Genomic DNA, 17,981 nt, shown 5'->3' with positions numbered 1-17,981 from the left:
TTCACCTGACCCGATTTTTCAATATCGTCGTTTGGTACGGATAGGGAGCAGCTCGGAGCTTTGCGCTCGCTGTGCCGCTTCCCTCCGCTTCCATCCTTCTCCATTACGGAGCGTACTTTTTTAATGCCTTGTCGATATTGTCTGCCGCTTTGTTGGCTAATTCCCGCGGATTGCCGCCATAAGCGACCGCATTCATCATTTCGGCGAAAATCGGCGAAAGCTCGGCATAAGCCGGTGTAACCGGTCTGGCCCGCGCGTTGTTCATCAGCTCTTTGGCCAGACTCAGCGGAAATTCCTTCAACGCTGTATTCGAGTCCAGAGCGCTTTTGCGGGAAGGCATGTAGTTGAACATTTCCGTAAACTTCTTATGTCCGTCTTTCCCGGTAATCGCATTGACCACTTTCCAGGCCGCATCGGGATTTTTCGTTTTAGCGCTGATGCCGATATTCCAGCCGCCCGACGAACCATAATTTTTATCTCCTCGCGGCAGTGGCATCACTCCGAACTTGAGATCGGGGAACTTCGACTTATACGTATACGTGTTCGATATATTTGCAATAATCATCGAAATTTTGCCGGTCTCAAATCCTTGAACGATCTTTTCCAACGGCGAGATTTTGTACTTTTGGAAATAATCCTGATATTCCTGCAAAACCTGAACCGTTTTATCGCTGTTCAAGTATCCTTTGGCCGTCATAAGCTTCGGATCGAGCACTTCAGCACCGTGGTTCCACAGGTTGAGGAAATGGGTGAACGATGCCGATTCGCTGGTGTCATCCGGAGTCGTCCATCCGTAAGGAATCGCGCCGTACTGGGTTACCTTCCCGGATGTGTCGCGGATCGTCAGCTTTTTGGCCGCATCCAAATATTGTTCGAAGGTCCAAGCATCACTTACTTTTGTCGGTACATTCGTTATCCCCGCTTTTTCAAAATGATCCTTGTTGTAGTACAACACGACGCTCGATTCGTACAAAGAAGCTGCATATTTTTTGCCGTTATATGTCGTCTTGTCCTTGGAGGATTGCACATAATCATCGTAATCCTTATTGTCCCAATATTTATCGAGCGGCAGCAAAGCTCCGCCATAGGCATAGTTGGAAGTGTAAACGCCGTCGACATCGAAAACATCAGGAGCATTTCCGCCGCTGATGGCGATCCTCAGCTTGTTTTCATACTCCGCTCCGGGAATTAATACGATTTCCAAATCGATCTCCTTGGTAACATCGGCAAGAATCTCCGCTTTCACTCTGTCAGTATCGGTCTGACTTCGGCTCGTCCAATATACGAGCTTCGGCTTGGCGGCCGGAGCGCTTTTGTTGGCTTCCTGCTTGCTTTCGTTATTAACCGCTTTGGCAGATTCCGGCTTGTCACCCGAGCAGCCAGCCGTCGCCCAAACGAGAAACGTGACCATCAGCAGAGGCCAAAGCATACGCCGTTTGTTGCTTATTTGCATAATATCATCCCCCCGATTTGTTTTGCGCAAATAATTGCCTTTACAGCGATTCGAACACGACAGGTACAACTTGCCCCGTTTCTGCCGATGATTTGATCGCTTCATACAGAACCATGCTTTTATAGCTCTCGTAAATGTCCGATCTTGTCGTTCTGCCCTCACGTAGAGCAACGAAATAGTCGGCAAGCTCGGCGAGATGACCCGTGTCGTTACCGCTGTCGCCGTTACTGACGAAGGTGGGCGGCTCTCGCCACTCGATTGTTTTATCCTGCTCGGTTATTTTCCAGCACGAGGAGTTGTGTATCGTCATGAAGTTACGGCCGTACACGGAAATTTCCACTTCCTCCGTCGGAATGGCAAACGATCTGGCACAATTGAAATTGAACGATCCTACCGCACCGTTCACATACTTCACACTGACCGCATATCCATCCATCCCTTTGGCGAAGCAGAACACGGCTTGAGCGTCGCCGAACAAGTAGCCGGTCGCATCAATGCAATGAATCGCAAAGTCGAGTAAAAATTCGCTCCGCGGACTTGTGTTGGCATATGGCGCCGAGGCGTAGTCAACCGATAGTGAAACCAGCTCGGACGGGTCAAACTGGCTGAGCCAGTCCTTCGCCCGATTGTAGGCTGTGCTGTATCTTTTTTTAAATGCCGTCGTGCACAGTAATCCCGTCTCCTTGGACAATCGGGCCGTTTCCAGGGCAAGCCGGGCCGAAGGTGCAGGCGGCTTTTCGGTATAGACGGGAAAGCCGAGTCTGAGAATGGTCTGCGATAATTCATAATGTTGTTCGGGACCGACGCAGACAATGACGCCATCCGGCCGCTCGGCCGACAGCATTGCCTCTACTTTCGTATAGGCCCGGCCCCCGTACAAGTATGCTTTTTCCTCAGCCTTCCCCCGGTCCAGATCACATACGCCTGTTAATTTACCGCCTGCGGCGGCGATATAGGGGTAAATCCGCTTCGAGGCCAGTCGGCCGGCGCCAATTATGCAAATTTTCACATGCTCCACAGTCATCCTCTCCTTATACCCATGGTTGAATATGTTGTAGTGCCGCAGCCAAATACGCCAGCGTATTTTCTTTATCTTTCACTTCCATCTCCACCACAAAATGACCGGTATAGCCTGCTGTCCTCATCTGTCTGAACAGCCCCTGTAAATCGATTTCTCCGCTGCCGAAAGCAACCGATTGACTGCCGATCTGATCCTTAATATGTATCAGCGCTATCGAATCACCCAGCAGCTCAAAGCCTGCTTGCCAGGAAACGCCGACAGAATGGAAATGGCCGACCTCTAACAGCGTTTTCATCCGTCGGTCACCGATGCCTCGAATCACCTCACGGTAATCGTCCAAGCTAGCAATCGCGCTACCGGCATGATTTTGCAGCACAGGAACGATATCCAGCCCCTCTATTGCATCTAAAAAAGCCTTCGCCATCCGGATGTACAGCTCCCTGGTCTGCGCCTTGAACAGCACGATGCCGATCCCGAGTTGCACCGCAAAGGCAGCTGCCTGAACCACCCGTTCCAGTGATTCCTCTCGTTCGTCCTTGATCGGGGGCAAATGCATAGATACGTATTCGATTCCGTAGGCAGCGGCCAGCCGCGCATAAATCTCAGGGTCGGCGGTCACATCCACAGCCGATTGCGTCCAGCTTGTAAACAGCTCGAACTTTCGATAACCAATTCGGGAATAAGCCGCCAAAGCTGCCTCCAGCGTCAATTCCGGATTGCTGCAAGGGCTTACGGCGATTGGATTCATCCGCTTTCCTCCTTTCGATTTTATTGAATGCAACACTATTGTAACCCCTTTCATAAGACTCCAAAATAACGCTGAGATTGGAAAAGGATGGTCTATACCGGAAGTTTATTTAATTACGGGCAAGGTTAGCCTAACCGTAGTTCCCTCATTCAGACTGCTTTCAAATCGCAAATTGTGCGGGTCACCATAATAGAGCTTGATGCGCTCACTTACATTATGAATACCAATGCCTGTGCTATTATCCTTGCTTGACTCCAAATGGGATGTCAGTTGATTGATCGCATCCGCGGACATCCCATGCCCGTTATCGATGACTTCAATCAGAAGGAAGCCGCCCTGCAGATAGCCTTTGATCACAATCGTACCGTGACTCATCAATTTGAAGCCATGGATTACACAATTTTCTACGATCGGTTGCAGTATAAACTTGCTAATTTTCAGCTCTGACAGTTGCGGATCGATATCGACTTTCAACTCGATCGCTTCATCGAACCGAGACTGCTGAATTTTTAAATAATTCATGATTTGCGTAATCTCCTCGCGGATGCATACCGGCTTATCGTTCTCGTCAATATTGTAACGGAGAATTCCCGTCAGTGCCCTGACCAATTGACTTGTTTCTTTCTGCTCGTTAATGATCAGCTTCCAGTTGATAATGTCCAGTGTGTTATATAAAAAATGTGGATTGATCTGCGCTCGCAGAACCTTCAGCTCCGTTTCCTTTTGTCGCAACTCCGCCTCGTAAACTTCATTGATCATCCGATTGATGCCTTCAAGCATTTCATTGAATGTATGGTTTAGTTTCTCAATTTCATTGTACGATTGGTTATGCAATTGACCTTCAGTGCGCCGGGCGAGCGTAAAATTGCCCAGCATCGCCTGCCTCATCCTGCGTACGAGCTTGGTCAGCGGATTCGTAATACTGTGGGATAGAGCCGCCGCCAGCATTAAACCGATGCTGAGTCCAATGATATTTACGATGATAAACACATTTTGTATCTGGCGGAAGGGCGATACGATTTCGCTCAGCGGTGTAACGGAGATAATCGACCAGCCGGTATAGGCGGAACGATGGTGCGTGACCATTACCGAATTATCCACGATCTTGGTCGAACTTGCCTGGTTATTATCAGTCCTGATGTTATTCCAGTATTTTGGGCTAACCTGCAAACCAATCTCTGCCGTTTTGGTGCTGTACAGAATGCTGCCCCCCGCATCCACAAGGTAATGCTGCCTGTTTTTTCCGTCATCCAATATTTTCATAAAGTTAGCCAATTGGGTAAGCTTCAATTCAATGACCATATCTCCAATCGAAGTGAATGTATACTTATCAAAAACTTTTCTCATGCCCATATACGTCACATCTTTGGTCAACTCATGTTCGGTAACCGGACCGGCAAACAGCATATTGCCTTCCATATAAGAATCATCGCTTGTTTGTATTGCTGCCGATATCCGCGTGTCCTCTGCGGATGAATCGGAGTAGCTCCCATATTTATAAATTGACCGGCCATTTTTTACCAAAAATAAACTGTAAATATCATCCCTTGGGGCAGTTAACAGATTAAGGTATTTATTAATTTCCTGCTTGGCGCCTAGATTCATACCCCCGTTGTCATAATTCACCAGCAGGTTGCGCACATTATCATTCCACATTACAGTCTTCGATAAAGCTTCGACTTCCTTCATCCAGCCGTCCAGCTTGACGTTCGTTTGCTGAATGGTATTCAGCGCATAGTCGCCTACCAAATTTTTTGTAAAGCTCATCATATAGGCAAAGAGAATAATGCTGCAGGCGATAAAAATAAACACGATCAGCGTCGCATAGTAGGTAAAAATTTTGCTTCTCAGGCTGAGGGGCTGAAAATGACTCCAACGGGCCAATTTGATCACTGACACACCTTCCTTTCCGTGTAACGATTGTTTTTTATCCGATTACGACTTGATCGGGTTAAGACCCCCACCTCTAAGGTGGGCCTTGAATCAGGTGGGGTAGAGTCCCCATCTGATTCCCCGATTTTCAGCAAAGCTGAACGAGTTCACTACCATCATAAACGTATGATTATTCTAGATACAATCCGGAAATTGGAAGACTCACTGCATTTTATAAGCGATTTCCACACCGCCGATTCCTTTCACATTCTGCCTCGCAATCTTACTCACTTTCTCGCCCTTCTAATAACATAATTACATCAGAAGCCTGTGGCGACCATGAACTATAATTTCGCGATGGGCATCCGTCTACGGCCGCGAAAGCAATACTAAGGCTGTGGACAAACGGGGCTGTGGATATGTTTACAATTTAATTAAAACTATGCACAAAAGGGAGTTCCAATCTGTTTATACCGTGGATAATATTGTGGATAACCGATTGCGAAATGTGTTTCAACATCCTGCCGACATGTACGATATAAATCTCCCGGGTCAATTATATAAGTTGAACGAAAGAAACCCACATGCCTGTAAAGTAGCTAGAGCATACATATCCAGTAGATGATCCAGAGAAACGAAATTCCTACAAATAGTGCAGGCATTTTATCGAAATGGCTTATTCATAAGGAATTCCTGCAAATATGCAGGAGTTCTTACGGATTAGGGAGCGAACGCAGAAGGAAGCGGAGAAAACCTGCAGTTTCGCAGGAATTAAATCATGTGAATAGATGAGTAGAAGAAAAGATGTACAATTGCAGTATTTTCTATCATCCTTTCGCAATCGATTTCAATCGATTGGAATAAATTCTTTCCAATGAAAAGTTCAACATTACGCAGTGTTCATATAAATGAAAAAAAGCCGGCATCAAATCCGGCTCCTTCCTTCTATTTCAACTCCGGCAAGTCTTCAAAATCGCCGATGTCGACCAAATATATATTCGAATACGACGTCAGGTCCGATGTATACATAATCTGCTTGCCATCCGGCGTGAAGCGCGGATGCGGATGCGCATACTGGTCGTTGAACGTGCTGCGGTGCATGCTCAAAATGCGCGGTCCGGTATACGTGTCGCCATCCCGCTTAAACAGCATAATATACGGCTTCGCGTTATGGGCGAATGCGGAGGTTCCGTCTCCCACCATCAGATCGAGATCGTTGCTCGCAAAATGAGTGCTTTTGAACGGGAAATTATATTCCATCTGCTCGCTTCCGTCCCACTTGACGGCACCGAAAAAATTCGGATGCTGGTCGGGCAGCATCCTGCCATGATAGCCGATCGTTTCACCGTCGGCAAACCAATATTCGTGTACGACGGCGGCTTCACCGTTCTGCTCCCGCAGCTTCCACACCTTACCCGTATTCACATCCATTCCCCATATCCGCTGCTTCACCCGAATTCCCGGACCTTCATGGCAAAATGTCAGCAGATCGGGACGGGTCGGGCTCGTGTTCACGTGGCCCATATGGTTGCGATCCTCGTGCAGGACGTCCATTTTACCCGTGCTTACTTCAATTTTTACAATGCAGGAGAGCGGAAACGCTTCGTACAGCTCAATGAACCGCGAATACGAATAGCTGATCGACTTCTCGCCTTTCGGCTCGACGTCTTTCTTCCACTGAAGCAGCGTACATACATACTTGCCGTCGGCCGTTACGGACAGCGTATGCCTCGGCACAAAATCGTCCGGAGCCTCGTATAGAACGCGCAGCCGGTACGTGTCGACCTTCAGCTCGTACAGCTTCGTCTCCAGCCAAAAATAATAGGCATGATTGATCAAACTGTAATACCCTCTCGGCGTAATCGTCGTTTGCAAATCCGTCAACTGGGTTATAGTGGCCGTTTCCAAGTCATAGCGGAATACATTGGCCGAATTTTCCCTGTCGGAAAGAAATACGAACGACCTACCCTCGTTGAAGAAGCAAGGATCGGTAAAATACAGATGATGCGAATGACCCAGATAATTAGTGAGCTTCGTTACCGTTCTGCCGCTGACCGGATCTTTGTAGCGAAATACTTCATCCTTCCAAATACGTCCAACGCCCATTGCAACAGCACCTCCAAAAGTATATAATTCATCGGCGTTTAGCCGGCTTCCCAATCCACAGCAAAAGGCCGCTAGTCTTCTTGACATTCGGCCTCTTGTGCAACTTGATTTTTATTCGATTACGACTTTATCGGATTAAGACCCCCACCTCTAAGGTGGGCCTTGAATCAGGTGGGGTAGAGTCCCCATCTGATTCCCCGATGTTCAGCAATGCTGAACGAGTTCACTCCGTTATCCGTTAACGCAGCGATTCATAGTTAAGCTCCAGCTTCAAAAGCCGCTTCTGCTCGGCATTGCGATTGATCTCAACGCCGCGCATAATCATCATCTCCGCGTAGTAGCGCTTCTGCTCGACGATTTGCTCCGGCTTAAGCGCCGTACATTCTACGATTTCATCCATGACGATGCAGTCGTTATACAGCTGAACGTTAAAGTTATAATCGTCCGCAACGATGATGCCTTTGTCCTTCTCCAACTGCTGCACCATGAGCCGGAGCAGAGCCTGATAGGCAGGTGTGCCCGTGTCCGTATCCGGATTATGCCGCCGGATGTAAGCATCGATATGCCCGGCATAAGCTGCAGCCTCCGTCTCGGCATATTGAAGATCGTCCACCGTAAACTGCAGACGGTTAGCCGTTTGAATGAAATCTTGCCCGGTGACTACCGCTCTCCGCATGGACTCGACAGTCCCTCTGCAGTTGACAGGCGGCTCCGAAATCCCGGTTTGCCGGCTCACATCGTCCGGAGCGGCGACGGCAATCTCGATGGACGCGGATTGCAAGCCGGGCGAGGCCGCAGTGAATCGAATCGTGCCCGGCTTGCCGGCTGCACGGATCGGGACGCCTACAGGCGCATCGATATACATGGTTCCTTCCAGTTCTTCATGCTTGTCGATATCGGACACGTAGGTATCGGGTCCGATCAGCTTGCCGGGTCCCGATATCGTAAATTGCAGCTCGTTGGTCGCTCCGTAAACATGTATCCCGCTTTGATCGACAATATCCACGGTAATGACAGCAATCGCTTCCCGGTCGGCGGCAAGCATGCTGTGCGAGCTGCTGAGCGCGAGTTTGGCAGGCGGACCGGCCATGACGACGGTCGCCGAGACTTCCCGGTCTCCTTTAATCCCGTGTACGCTAAGCGTTCCGGCCCGGATCGGTATCCGTTCAAAAACGACCGTATGAAAATGCTCCCTGTCGGGGTGCAGCACTCCTGCCGGTTCGCCATTGATCCGCAGCTCGACGCTGTCGCAGTTACTGTTGACGGTAATATCTCTGTGCTGCCCGAGATATGCCGGCGTCCAGTCAAATGGATGAATATAGACCATCGGTTCGGATGTCCAGTTCGCCTGCCACAAGTAATACATCAGCTTGGGCACGCGATATGCGTCCACCCAGCCTTTAGGATTGATGTGAAGCACGGGAGAATTGACATATTCCCGGTCCGCTCCGTGATCCGCATACAGCCACATCACGCCGTTCATTTGGAGGCTCCCTCTTTGACTCGCCCCGTCGACCAGCGCGAGATCATGCTGCCACTTTTCATGACCGGTATGCTGCCCTCTCTCCGGCTCGAGATTTCTTACATCGGCGTTGTACCAACCGCGAATCGTACAGCGCAGCAGGTTTTCCATTTCCAGCTGCTCATGGGTATGAGGCTCATTCTCCCCTCGACCGGCCACATGGCGGTAATGAATAATACGTGTTGTATCCTCATCCAACGCCCAGCTGCCGTCTGCCGCATGATTCGTTTCGTTACCCATGCTCCACATAATAATGCTCGGATGATTGCGGTCCCGGCGAATCATTTCTTTGACCTGCTGCTGCTGAACGGCTTCGCCGAATTCGATATTTTTAATATTCGGCACCTCTTCGCATACGAGAATGCCGTATTGATCGCAGAGCTCGTATACCCGCTTGTCCTGTGTATAATGGCAGGTGCGCAAAAAATTATGGCCGAGCGCTTTCATATCCCGTATATCGGCCTCATGCATCCATGCCGGGATGGCATCGCCCAGCCAAGGATATTCCTGATGCCTGTTGGTTCCGTGAATATGAACGCATTCGCCGTTCAAATACAACCTCTTTTCTTCGTAATTCCACTCATACCAGCGAATGCCCAGAGGGCTTGCACAGGTGTCGACGATCCGCTCTCCATCCTTCACGATGGAATAGACGCGGTACAAATAAGGCGAATCCGGCGACCATAGACGAGGCCTTTCTATGCAGCCGCTCATTTGATCAAATTCGGCGATCTCTCCCGGAAAGATCGGCTTCGCGCTTTCCATCGTTTGCACAATGCGGCCGTCCGCATCCGTTATGATCGTTTCAACCGAACAGCGCTTCATTTCCGGATAATCGTTTTTCACATACGTTCGGACCCGCACCTGGGCCTGTTCTTCGCTGACCTCCGGCGTCGTAATGAAGGTGCCGCCTTCATGTACGGCGGATCCTTGGAACGGAATGTGCAGCCGGTCTTTGATCACGATGCGCACGTCCCGGTAAATCCCGCCGTACACGTTCCAGTTGCCTGCGGTCATGGGCGGAATCCGCCCGAAATCGTCGTTTCTCCGGTTCGAAACCTCCACCGCCAGCACATTGTCCCGGCCAAACCGAATCAGCCCGGAAACGTCCAACGAAAACGAAGTAAAGCCGCCCTTATGCTCCCCCGCATAAACGCCGTTCAGAAACACTTTGCAATATTTTTGTACGCCGTCAAATTCGATGCATACGGCTTTCGATTGATGCGCCGGACTGATGACGAACGTTTTCCGGTACCGGCCCCAGCCGTACCACCAATATTTGTCGTCCCGTTCCGAAGGATGCTTCATAAAAGGATGAAGCTCTCCTGTCGTCTCATACGTGCTCCACGTATGCGGAAGGGCAACGGGGACCCAGTCGGTATCGTCGAAGGCGGGCTCCCCGGCTTGCAATGGTTCGGAGGGCGAAGGATCGTACTTGAATGCCCAATCCGAGTTGATCGTTTTGACGGTGCGAACCGTCCGGTTTTCGTAACGAATCGCATGATCCATGACACAGCATCTCCTGTTCGTTTGCTAGGTTGCAAAAAATGATACCGCGACGGCCCTAAGGCCGTCACGGCAGCGGATGGACAGGATGGCGCCCGCTCGGGCGCCACCTTTTAACCGACGGACGGTTACAGTCCTTTTTTGTAAATATCGTTCACTTCTTTCAGCACATCCTCAAGTCCCATCGACTTGATCTTGCTTACCAGCTCGTCGTATTTGTCCAGGCCGTATTCGCCGATAATGATTTTGGCGATGTATTCCTTGCCTATTTTATCGATGTCCGCCGATTTCGCGACTGCCTTTTCGCTCTGCTTCATGAACGGATCGAGGTCCTGCAGCAGGCGGAACCCTTTGGCATTATCAAGGCTGCTCTCCAACACGGGCTCCGGCAAAGGCAGCTTCAGGCTGAACACGCTGGTCATCAGAGAACCGGGGTTGTACACCTTTTCCATAGCCGGCTCGAGCCATGTATACTTGTTGTTTTCGATTTTGTAGGTGACCCCTTCTTCGCCAAGCCTTCTGTCTCTGACGCCTTCCGGTCCCCATATATATGCGAATACTTGTTTGCAGCGATCCGGCTGCTTGCACGCAAAGGTTAAAAATTGAGCCGCCGTATAATTCGCTTTTGTCGAGTAATTAGCTCCGTATTTGCCGTTGATGACCGGAAGCGTCGTCGCTTCGGCATTCGGAAACTTGCTTTTCAGCTTGCCGAACGGCGGAACGATCCATTGCGCCCCTTTCCCCATCGTACCGACTTTACCGGTAACAAACTTGTCTTCCGCGGTGGTCGTCTTCTCCAGCACCCATTCTTTATCCAGCACGCCCTCGGCATAAGCTTTCCTCAACCAGGCCAGCGCCGACTTCATATCCTCGGTCAACATCCAGGCCGACTTAAGCGTCTTATCCTTGTCGTCCGCATAAAGCGCCAGATTAACAGGCGTCGTTGGAACGAACATCTGCCAGATCGGACCACTCCGTTCCAGCGTAGATTCCATCGTGAAGCCGAACGTATCGTCGACGCCGTTTCCGTCCGGATCGTTTTTTGCGAACGCTTTCAGCATGGCGTACATTTCATCGGGATTCGTCGGCGGCTTGATGCCGAGCTTTTTGGCCCAGTCGACCCGGTAATACATCGTATCCGGAACCGGCATCCATGTCGGAGCCGCATAGATTTTATCCTTGAACTTCCCGCTGGCATAATATTCGGCCGGCAGCTTGCTGAAGTTCGGATCATTTTTCACCATATCGTCAAGCGGAATAATCGTATCGTTGCTGACGGCGCCATAGACCATTTTGGCATCGCTCATTTCGATCATATCCGGAATCGTTCCGCCGGCCCAAGCTACGTTAAGCTTGTCATTATATACGTTTTTATCGACGATTTCGACCTGCAGGTCGACATTAAAGCGATCCTTTACTTTTTTCTGCAGCAGCTCGATGTTTTTGGGAGGAATTTCGCCCGCGGTTCCCCGGACCCACCAGCGCATCGTCATTGGACCGTTGTCTTTCTTGCCCGATGCAGCCTCCCCTTTCCCGCTGCCTGCAGCGTCGCCGCCGCTTCCACCGGAGCAGCCGGTAACTGCAAGGGCAAACGCAACCGTAAGCAGCGCCATACCTTTCCACGATTTACGCATCATTTTCATATACTCCCCTTCGTTTGAATAATATATTGCGGGTTACCGGCACAATGACCGGCAAACCGTTGCAACCGATAACTGTGTCAGCCTTTGACGGCACCGATCAGGATGCCTTTGGTGAAATGCTTTTGCAAAAAAGGATATACCAGAAGAATCGGCGCGATCGCGTAAATCGTCGTCGCCATTTTCAAATTTTTCCCCAGCTCCACCGTACTGCCGGTATTGTTTTCACCGCTGGAGTCGATCAGCAGCTCGCGCAGCATCACCTGCAGCGTAATATGATTGCGGTTGGTCAAATACATGACGGCGGAAAAATATTCGTTAAAATAGTCTACGGCGTAAAACAAGGCGACTGTCGCGATAATCGGCGCCGAGAGCGGAATAATAATTTTGAAAAAAATACCGACATCCGAGCAGCCGTCAATTTTGGCCGACTCGTTAAGCTCCTTCGGCAGATGCTCGAAATACGTCTTCATCAAAATCAGATTAAACGCCAAGGTCAGCTTCGGCAAAATAATGGACCACAAATTGTCGATCAGGCCGAGGTTTTTAATGAGCAAATAATGCGGCATAATACCTACTCTGAGAATCATCGTCAGCAGCACGATATAGGTGACGAGCCTCATGCCCATTACCTCCCGCTGAGCGAGCCCGTACGCCAGTGCGCCGGAGATGACCAGAGCCAGCAGCGTACCGGTTACCGTGATGAAGGCGGAATTTAAAAACGCTTTCTGTATGAGCGCATATTCCCAAACGGCCGTATACGCTTTAAACGTAATTTGCTGCGGAATCAAATGAAGTCTGCCCGTTTCCGCTGCGATCTGCGCGGGCTCCAAAGATAATGCGATGACATTCAAAAACGGAATGAACATGATCGCCGCCAATAAGATAAAACAGCATACATTCCATATGTCGAACGCCGTAATTCGCTTATTCATATTACTCGGCTTCCTCCTTCTCAGACGATCGATTGCCCTCTAATTTTTTTGACGATGTAGTTGGCGGCCAATACAAGCACGAGCGAAACGAGGCTGTTAAACAATCCCGCCGCCGTGGCAAACGCCAAGTCTCCCTTGCGGATACCGATCTGGTACACATAAGTGCCGAGCGTTTCGGAAATTTCCGAGACGACAGGATTGTACATGACGAAAACCTGCTCGAATATTCGCAAAATGTTGCTGATTTTTAGCAGCAATACGACCAGCATCGTAGGTATAAGGGCCGGGAACGTAATATACACCATCCGCTGGAAGCGCGATGCGCCGTCCACGATTGCCGATTCGTATTGATCCTGCCCGATGCCGACGATGGCCGCCAAATAGATGATGCTTTCCCAGCCGGCATTTTTCCAAATTTCCGAGAAAACAAGCACCCAACGGAACCAGCCCGGACTGGCCATAAAATAAATAGGCTCAAAACCGACCCAGGAGAGCAGTATGTTGACGACGCCCCCGTTAGGCGACAGCAGCGTGACGAATAACCCCCCGATAATAACCCATGACAAAAAGTGAGGCAAGTAAATGGTCGTTTGAACGACTCGGGCAAATTTCCGGCTGCGCAGCTCATTCAACATAATCGCGATGACCACCGGAACGAAAAAACCGATGAGAAGCTGCATTAGTGAAATAATAACGGTATTTTTGAACGCCTGAACAAAATATTCGCTGTTAAACAAATCGATAAAGTTTTGAAATCCGATCCACGGACTGTGCTCCAGGCCTTTAAACACATTAAACTTTTTGAAGGCAACCTGCAAATAATAAAACGGTACATAATCGAAAACGATAATTTGGAACAGGCCCGGCAGGACGAGCAGGTAAATAAATTTGTGCATGCTCACATTTCTCATGATGCGACGCAGCAGCGACGATCTTCCATTTATTCGCGGATTCAATCGGTTGTGCGCGTTGCTTTCTTCGGTCACTGCATTCAATCGTAGGTTCCCCCTTCTACCCGGTTGCTTTCTTGATTCGCTGTTGATGGTTCCATCTTGCAGCACAACCCGGTGCCGGAGCAACACGCTTTTTTTGTTGCGGTGTGATCTATTTTGCTCATCATGCGTAAGGAAAGCGCTTCCGAAAGGGTTTTCCCATATCATTCATCTTTTTTTACACCCGGCTTGCTTTTTTTGTTCTCCGGCTGTAATGCGGATTTTCCGGTCCGCAAAGCTTATTTTCATCACTTCATTGCAAAAAAAGATGGTGGCATTCCAACGAGGGGGCCGGTATGCTAGGGAAGTGCTCCATCATCTAACGGACAGGGGGTTAACGGCAATGACAACAAGAGGGCATCAGCCGCTGCAGGTCGCGGGATATTCGCAAGGCGGGACCGTTGTAGAGGGCGTTGCTTATTTTACGGCCAATTCGTTTCAAGAGCATCTGAATGAGGAAGGGCATCTGACGCGCATCGAAAAGCCTCTCAAGTACCCTTATGTGGTCGCTTTCGACACGGGCACGCTGGAGGTCATTCGAACGTACGATTTCGAGGACACCTACGACAGCAGCCCGCTCGTTTTGCCGAAAAAGGACGGCACCTGGCTTGTGCTTGCCCATGAGCACATCAATCAACGGACTGTCGCCATGAACCGGGATACGGGGGAGATCGCCTGGATCAGCGAAGCCAACCAGCCGGGCAGCATGTTTTTCGGCTATTCTTATTATGTGAAAAAAGACGGGACAACCTTGATCCTGGCCAACGTCCAAAACGGCTTGCATGCGATTTCGCTTGAGGACGGAAAAGAAGCCTGGTTCATCCCCGGGACCGGCGGGGTCACTCCTTGCGTGGATCAGGCCGGTGGCCATATTTACTGCCAATGGTCCGGTCGTTTGTCGAAAATTAATGCCGAAACAGGCGCCGTTATTCAAACCGTCGCCGTGGAAGAGCCTTCGTCCTGCGTGTCCTGGAATACCGTACTGGCTCACGACGAGCACGGGTACCACATCATTACATACTGGTACAGTCCCCGGCTGTACGGCTCGGCGATCCGGGTGTACGATGCCGGGCTGACGCTGCTATGGGAAAAGAGCGGCTTGTCCCTGTCCAAAAAAGCGACGCTCGCCTATCACGGCGGCTCCGTATTTGTGGGCAGCGGAGATCATTGGCAATCGTATTATTCGGAGCCGAACACCGATTGGAAAAACATTACGGCCTACCGCGTTAATAACGGGGAAATCGCGTGGAAATTGGATTTAAGCGGCTATCACTACTCCAATATACCGAACATCGTTTACTGCAACGGCATGCTGATTGCGGAAACGCAGACGAATATCAGGCCGCTCGGCTACCATTTGCTTGTCATGGACGCCCTCAACGGCGCGCTGCTGAAGTCGTACTATAAAGAGCTGCCGGCCAACAGCTGCGCGGTGCCGCTGCTGACTGGCGGCAAATGGTTCAGCGGCGATCTGGTTACGAACAGCGTGCTGGTCACCGAGCTCGGCACCGGCGGGCCGGCCGATTGGATCGGCGCTTACGGCAACGGGCAAACCAACGATATGTGCGTCGATTCGAAAGCGTTAACCGCGCTAAAATAATTAGTTAAGCAGCCGGAAGAAAGGCACCTTGCAAGCCGATTCGGGAACACCGGGAGGTATTCCGGCATCGACGGTTAAAGGTGCCTCTTTCGTATGCTCCTAATGGGCCGCATTGCCGGAAGCGCGGCCTGCTGCGCGGCATCCAAAAGCTCATGCCTTCGTTGTCCGGTACGATGCATCAAGGCGAAGCCTTCAGCGTTCTCCGGCTTATGCAGGACGCAGCGAACGCACGCTACCGGCGGCTCATTCTGTTGCGGTATTCCATCGCCGATACCTGGACATGCTTTTTAAACATCCTCGCAAACTGGTTATGATTGTTGTATCCGACCTTGCGGGCAATCGTCTCGATCGGATAATCGGTTTCGATCAGCAGCCGCTTTGCCTTTTCGATTTTGAACGCCGTCAAATACTCTTTAAAATTTTGCCCCAGCTGATCCTTGAACAACCGGCTCAAGTAGCCCGGCGTCACGTCCAGCCGCTCCGCCAGCTCGGCCAGGCTTGGGTCCTGGTCATACTCGCTTTCGATTATGTCCACGACCTTCTGCGCGATGATATGCAGACTTTGCCTGTCATCCCGCTCCGCATCCATCCGCTCCAGCATCCCGCAGAGCCAATCGGTCGCTTCGTCCACATTGGCAAACTCCTGTTCGAAGCGGGCGAATTTATGCTGCGCTTCCCCGAGAGGCCAGCCGTTCGCGGCGGGCGCCGTACGGATATGCTGAATGATGATATTGACCAGACTCCGGTAATGGAATACATAGCTGTCGGACAAATAACGGTTGTTTTTCAACACATCGCGCAGTTCCTTGACAATATCCGCAGCCTGCTTATAACGGCCGGCATCCAATGCGTTCTTGATGTATTCGGCATAATCGAGCTTAACCGGGTCGGCTGCAGGCTTGTCTTCCATTTCATGGCTGAAAATGACGACATTCGGCCCGAGCACGAACGTGTATTTCAACGCTTTCATCGCATCGCGAAACGATTCATGAAGACGATCCAGCCCGTCGCAAAGGCTGCCGACCACTATATCCGTCTGCAAACCGTACCTCGCAGCGAGGCTCTCATGAAATTCGTGACAATATCGTTTGAGCTCTTTCGGAAAATCAACAGCAAACCGCTCCCGTTCCCCGCCGAAGCTGACGATGCCGAGAAACCGGTTGTTTTGATCAAAAAATCCTGTAGCTTCCCCGGCAGCCGGCCATTCCCCGAAGAAATCGGAAAACGCTTTCGACACCAACGTCCGAAACGAATTATCATCGTCCGCGCGCCCAGTCTGCCCTTGCATAGCAGTGCCCGGACTTTGCCCGAACAAAATGACAAGCACAACATAGTGCGCCGCTACCGGCAGCCCGAAAAATGCGGCATACCGCTGTATATCATTCCTTACGGACGAGTCGTCGGCCGCAAGCCGGTACAAGAAATAATTTTTCAGCTCCGGAAGACTGTGCTCCCACTGCTCCTTGACGGCCGCTATTTCCTGAATTGCCTCGTTGATCTGCCCCAGCTCGTCTTTCCTCAACAGCAGCTGTCTTAACTTGCGCTCATTTACGGTTACGCCCCGCAGCAGGCTTCGTATGGAGCGGATCGGACTGTACAACCCTTGAGCCGTTCCCAATGAGACGATAACCGCGATGACCGCAAATAAGAGACAGGTGAGCATAATATTGCTGCGGATGACCAGCGATTTATTTTGCAGCTCGTCTACCGGAACCGAAGCCACATACTTCCAGCCGTTATATCCGGAGGTCGTATACGAAACCAGCCATTCCCTCTGATCTTGACCGATCAATTTAACCGAGCCTTCGGCCCCGTTCAGCCATGGGGTCTGGTTGGACAGCCTATCCAGCACATTCATTCCTTTTTTGCTTAACACAACGCGCCCGTTGTCGTCGAGAACCGTAATGTAGCCGGATTTGCGGATATAAATGTCTTCAATCAAGCGAAGCAGCTCTTTATTGTTCAGCTGGATGTCGATGAAGCCGTTAATTTGACCTTTCCCTTTATACAAAAACTTGATGAGCTGCACATTTTCCATTTCCTCGGCGAACAAGCCCTGCTGATAAGGAGCGAGCCATACCGAGCCGTTCTCGCTTTCCGACAGCCGTTCCATGTTGCGGATTTCCTGCTCCGTCATTTTCCGGTTAATGCCCGTATAAGCCGATACAAGTAAGCGGTTACTACTGCTAAAAAAATAAATGTTGCTGATGAACGGCGACCCTTCCATATACGCTTCCGTCGTTTGCGTCACCTTATTAATAATGTCAACGTCCTGATAATGCGAAATATTCAAATACTGATCCAAAAATGACTGGACCTCCGGATAGCGTACCAAATGATACTGCATTTTTTCGGTCGTTTGCAAAATCGTGTCGATGGCGACATTCGTCTGCTGCAATGTGCTTAAATTGGACTGTCCGACCTCGGCCTCCAAATTGCGCTTCGATACGTCGTAATTGATAAAAGATACCGCCGCCACCGGTATAATCAGCGCAAGAAGCAGCGGTATAAACAGTTTTATAAAGAGACCCCAGTTTCTGATTCTAAAATATTTCCATATTTTTCCCAAATGCAATTGCCCCCACC

11 protein-coding genes are annotated in these 17,981 nt (G+C 50.3%); 1 reads left to right on the top strand and 10 read right to left on the bottom strand.

Features of this window, described 5'->3' with window-relative positions:
- Positions 1-103: 103 nt before the first annotated feature.
- The 9 genes from E1757_RS01085 to E1757_RS01045 all read right to left on the bottom strand — a co-directional run bounded on the left by E1757_RS01085 (position 104) and on the right by E1757_RS01045 (position 13,789).
- Positions 104-1,453, bottom strand: coding sequence for an extracellular solute-binding protein (locus E1757_RS01085; protein WP_165971906.1), 1,350 nt, complete (start codon positions 1,451-1,453; stop codon positions 104-106).
- A 40-nt stretch (positions 1,454-1,493) separates the two neighbouring features.
- Positions 1,494-2,471: a Gfo/Idh/MocA family protein gene (locus E1757_RS01080; RefSeq protein WP_165971905.1), complete on the bottom strand. Its 978-nt coding sequence runs from the start codon at positions 2,469-2,471 to the stop codon at positions 1,494-1,496.
- Positions 2,472-2,484: 13 nt separating this feature from the next.
- A complete protein-coding gene (locus E1757_RS01075) occupies positions 2,485-3,222 on the bottom strand; it encodes a sugar phosphate isomerase/epimerase family protein (RefSeq protein ID WP_165971904.1) in 738 nt (245 codons plus the stop codon).
- Between the two features lie 105 nt (positions 3,223-3,327).
- Entirely contained in the window at positions 3,328-5,115 is a 1,788-nt protein-coding gene (locus E1757_RS01070; RefSeq protein WP_133224973.1) for a cache domain-containing sensor histidine kinase, read from the bottom strand.
- 924 nt (positions 5,116-6,039) lie between these two features.
- Positions 6,040-7,200 carry an oligogalacturonate lyase family protein gene (locus E1757_RS01065; protein WP_165971903.1) on the bottom strand — a complete coding sequence of 387 codons (1,161 nt, stop codon included), beginning with the start codon at positions 7,198-7,200 and terminating at the stop codon, positions 6,040-6,042.
- 238 nt (positions 7,201-7,438) lie between these two features.
- Positions 7,439-10,231, bottom strand: a complete 2,793-nt coding sequence (locus E1757_RS01060; protein WP_133224971.1) for a glycoside hydrolase family 2 protein — start codon at positions 10,229-10,231, stop codon at positions 7,439-7,441.
- 125 nt (positions 10,232-10,356) lie between these two features.
- Complete coding sequence (locus E1757_RS01055; RefSeq protein WP_165971902.1) at positions 10,357-11,865, bottom strand: type 2 periplasmic-binding domain-containing protein; 1,509 nt, start codon at positions 11,863-11,865, stop codon at positions 10,357-10,359.
- Positions 11,866-11,948: 83 nt separating this feature from the next.
- The gene (locus E1757_RS01050; protein ID WP_133224969.1) at positions 11,949-12,803 is read right to left on the bottom strand and encodes a carbohydrate ABC transporter permease; all 855 of its coding nucleotides are present in this window, start codon (positions 12,801-12,803) and stop codon (positions 11,949-11,951) included.
- 20 nt (positions 12,804-12,823) lie between these two features.
- Entirely contained in the window at positions 12,824-13,789 is a 966-nt protein-coding gene (locus E1757_RS01045; protein ID WP_246079014.1) for an ABC transporter permease, read from the bottom strand.
- Between the two features lie 349 nt (positions 13,790-14,138).
- Between E1757_RS01045 and E1757_RS01040 the strand changes: the two genes are divergently transcribed.
- On the top strand, positions 14,139-15,395 hold the full coding sequence (locus E1757_RS01040; RefSeq protein WP_165971901.1) for an outer membrane protein assembly factor BamB family protein: 1,257 nt from the start codon (positions 14,139-14,141) through the stop codon (positions 15,393-15,395).
- Positions 15,396-15,627: 232 nt separating this feature from the next.
- Here the strand turns inward: E1757_RS01040 and E1757_RS01035 are convergent, their stop codons facing one another.
- Positions 15,628-17,964 carry a helix-turn-helix domain-containing protein gene (locus E1757_RS01035; RefSeq protein ID WP_165971900.1) on the bottom strand — a complete coding sequence of 779 codons (2,337 nt, stop codon included), beginning with the start codon at positions 17,962-17,964 and terminating at the stop codon, positions 15,628-15,630.
- Between the last annotated feature and the right edge of the window lie 17 nt (positions 17,965-17,981).

Origin of the sequence: Paenibacillus piri, assembly GCF_004354045.1 — a bacterium.
Lineage (GTDB): Bacteria > Bacillota > Bacilli > Paenibacillales > NBRC-103111 > Paenibacillus_S > Paenibacillus_S piri.
This window is presented reverse-complemented; position numbering and strand designations above follow the sequence as displayed.

Coding starts and splice junctions, on each gene's coding strand:
- E1757_RS01055 (WP_165971902.1), bottom strand. CDS start 11,865: ATGATGCGTAAATCGTGGAAAGGTATGGCGCTGCTTACGGTTGCGTTT.
- E1757_RS01065 (WP_165971903.1), bottom strand. CDS start 7,200: ATGGGCGTTGGACGTATTTGGAAGGATGAAGTATTTCGCTACAAAGAT.
- E1757_RS01085 (WP_165971906.1), bottom strand. CDS start 1,453: ATGCAAATAAGCAACAAACGGCGTATGCTTTGGCCTCTGCTGATGGTC.
- E1757_RS01050 (WP_133224969.1), bottom strand. CDS start 12,803: ATGAATAAGCGAATTACGGCGTTCGACATATGGAATGTATGCTGTTTT.
- E1757_RS01060 (WP_133224971.1), bottom strand. CDS start 10,231: ATGGATCATGCGATTCGTTACGAAAACCGGACGGTTCGCACCGTCAAA.
- E1757_RS01040 (WP_165971901.1), top strand. CDS start 14,139: ATGACAACAAGAGGGCATCAGCCGCTGCAGGTCGCGGGATATTCGCAA.
- E1757_RS01075 (WP_165971904.1), bottom strand. CDS start 3,222: ATGAATCCAATCGCCGTAAGCCCTTGCAGCAATCCGGAATTGACGCTG.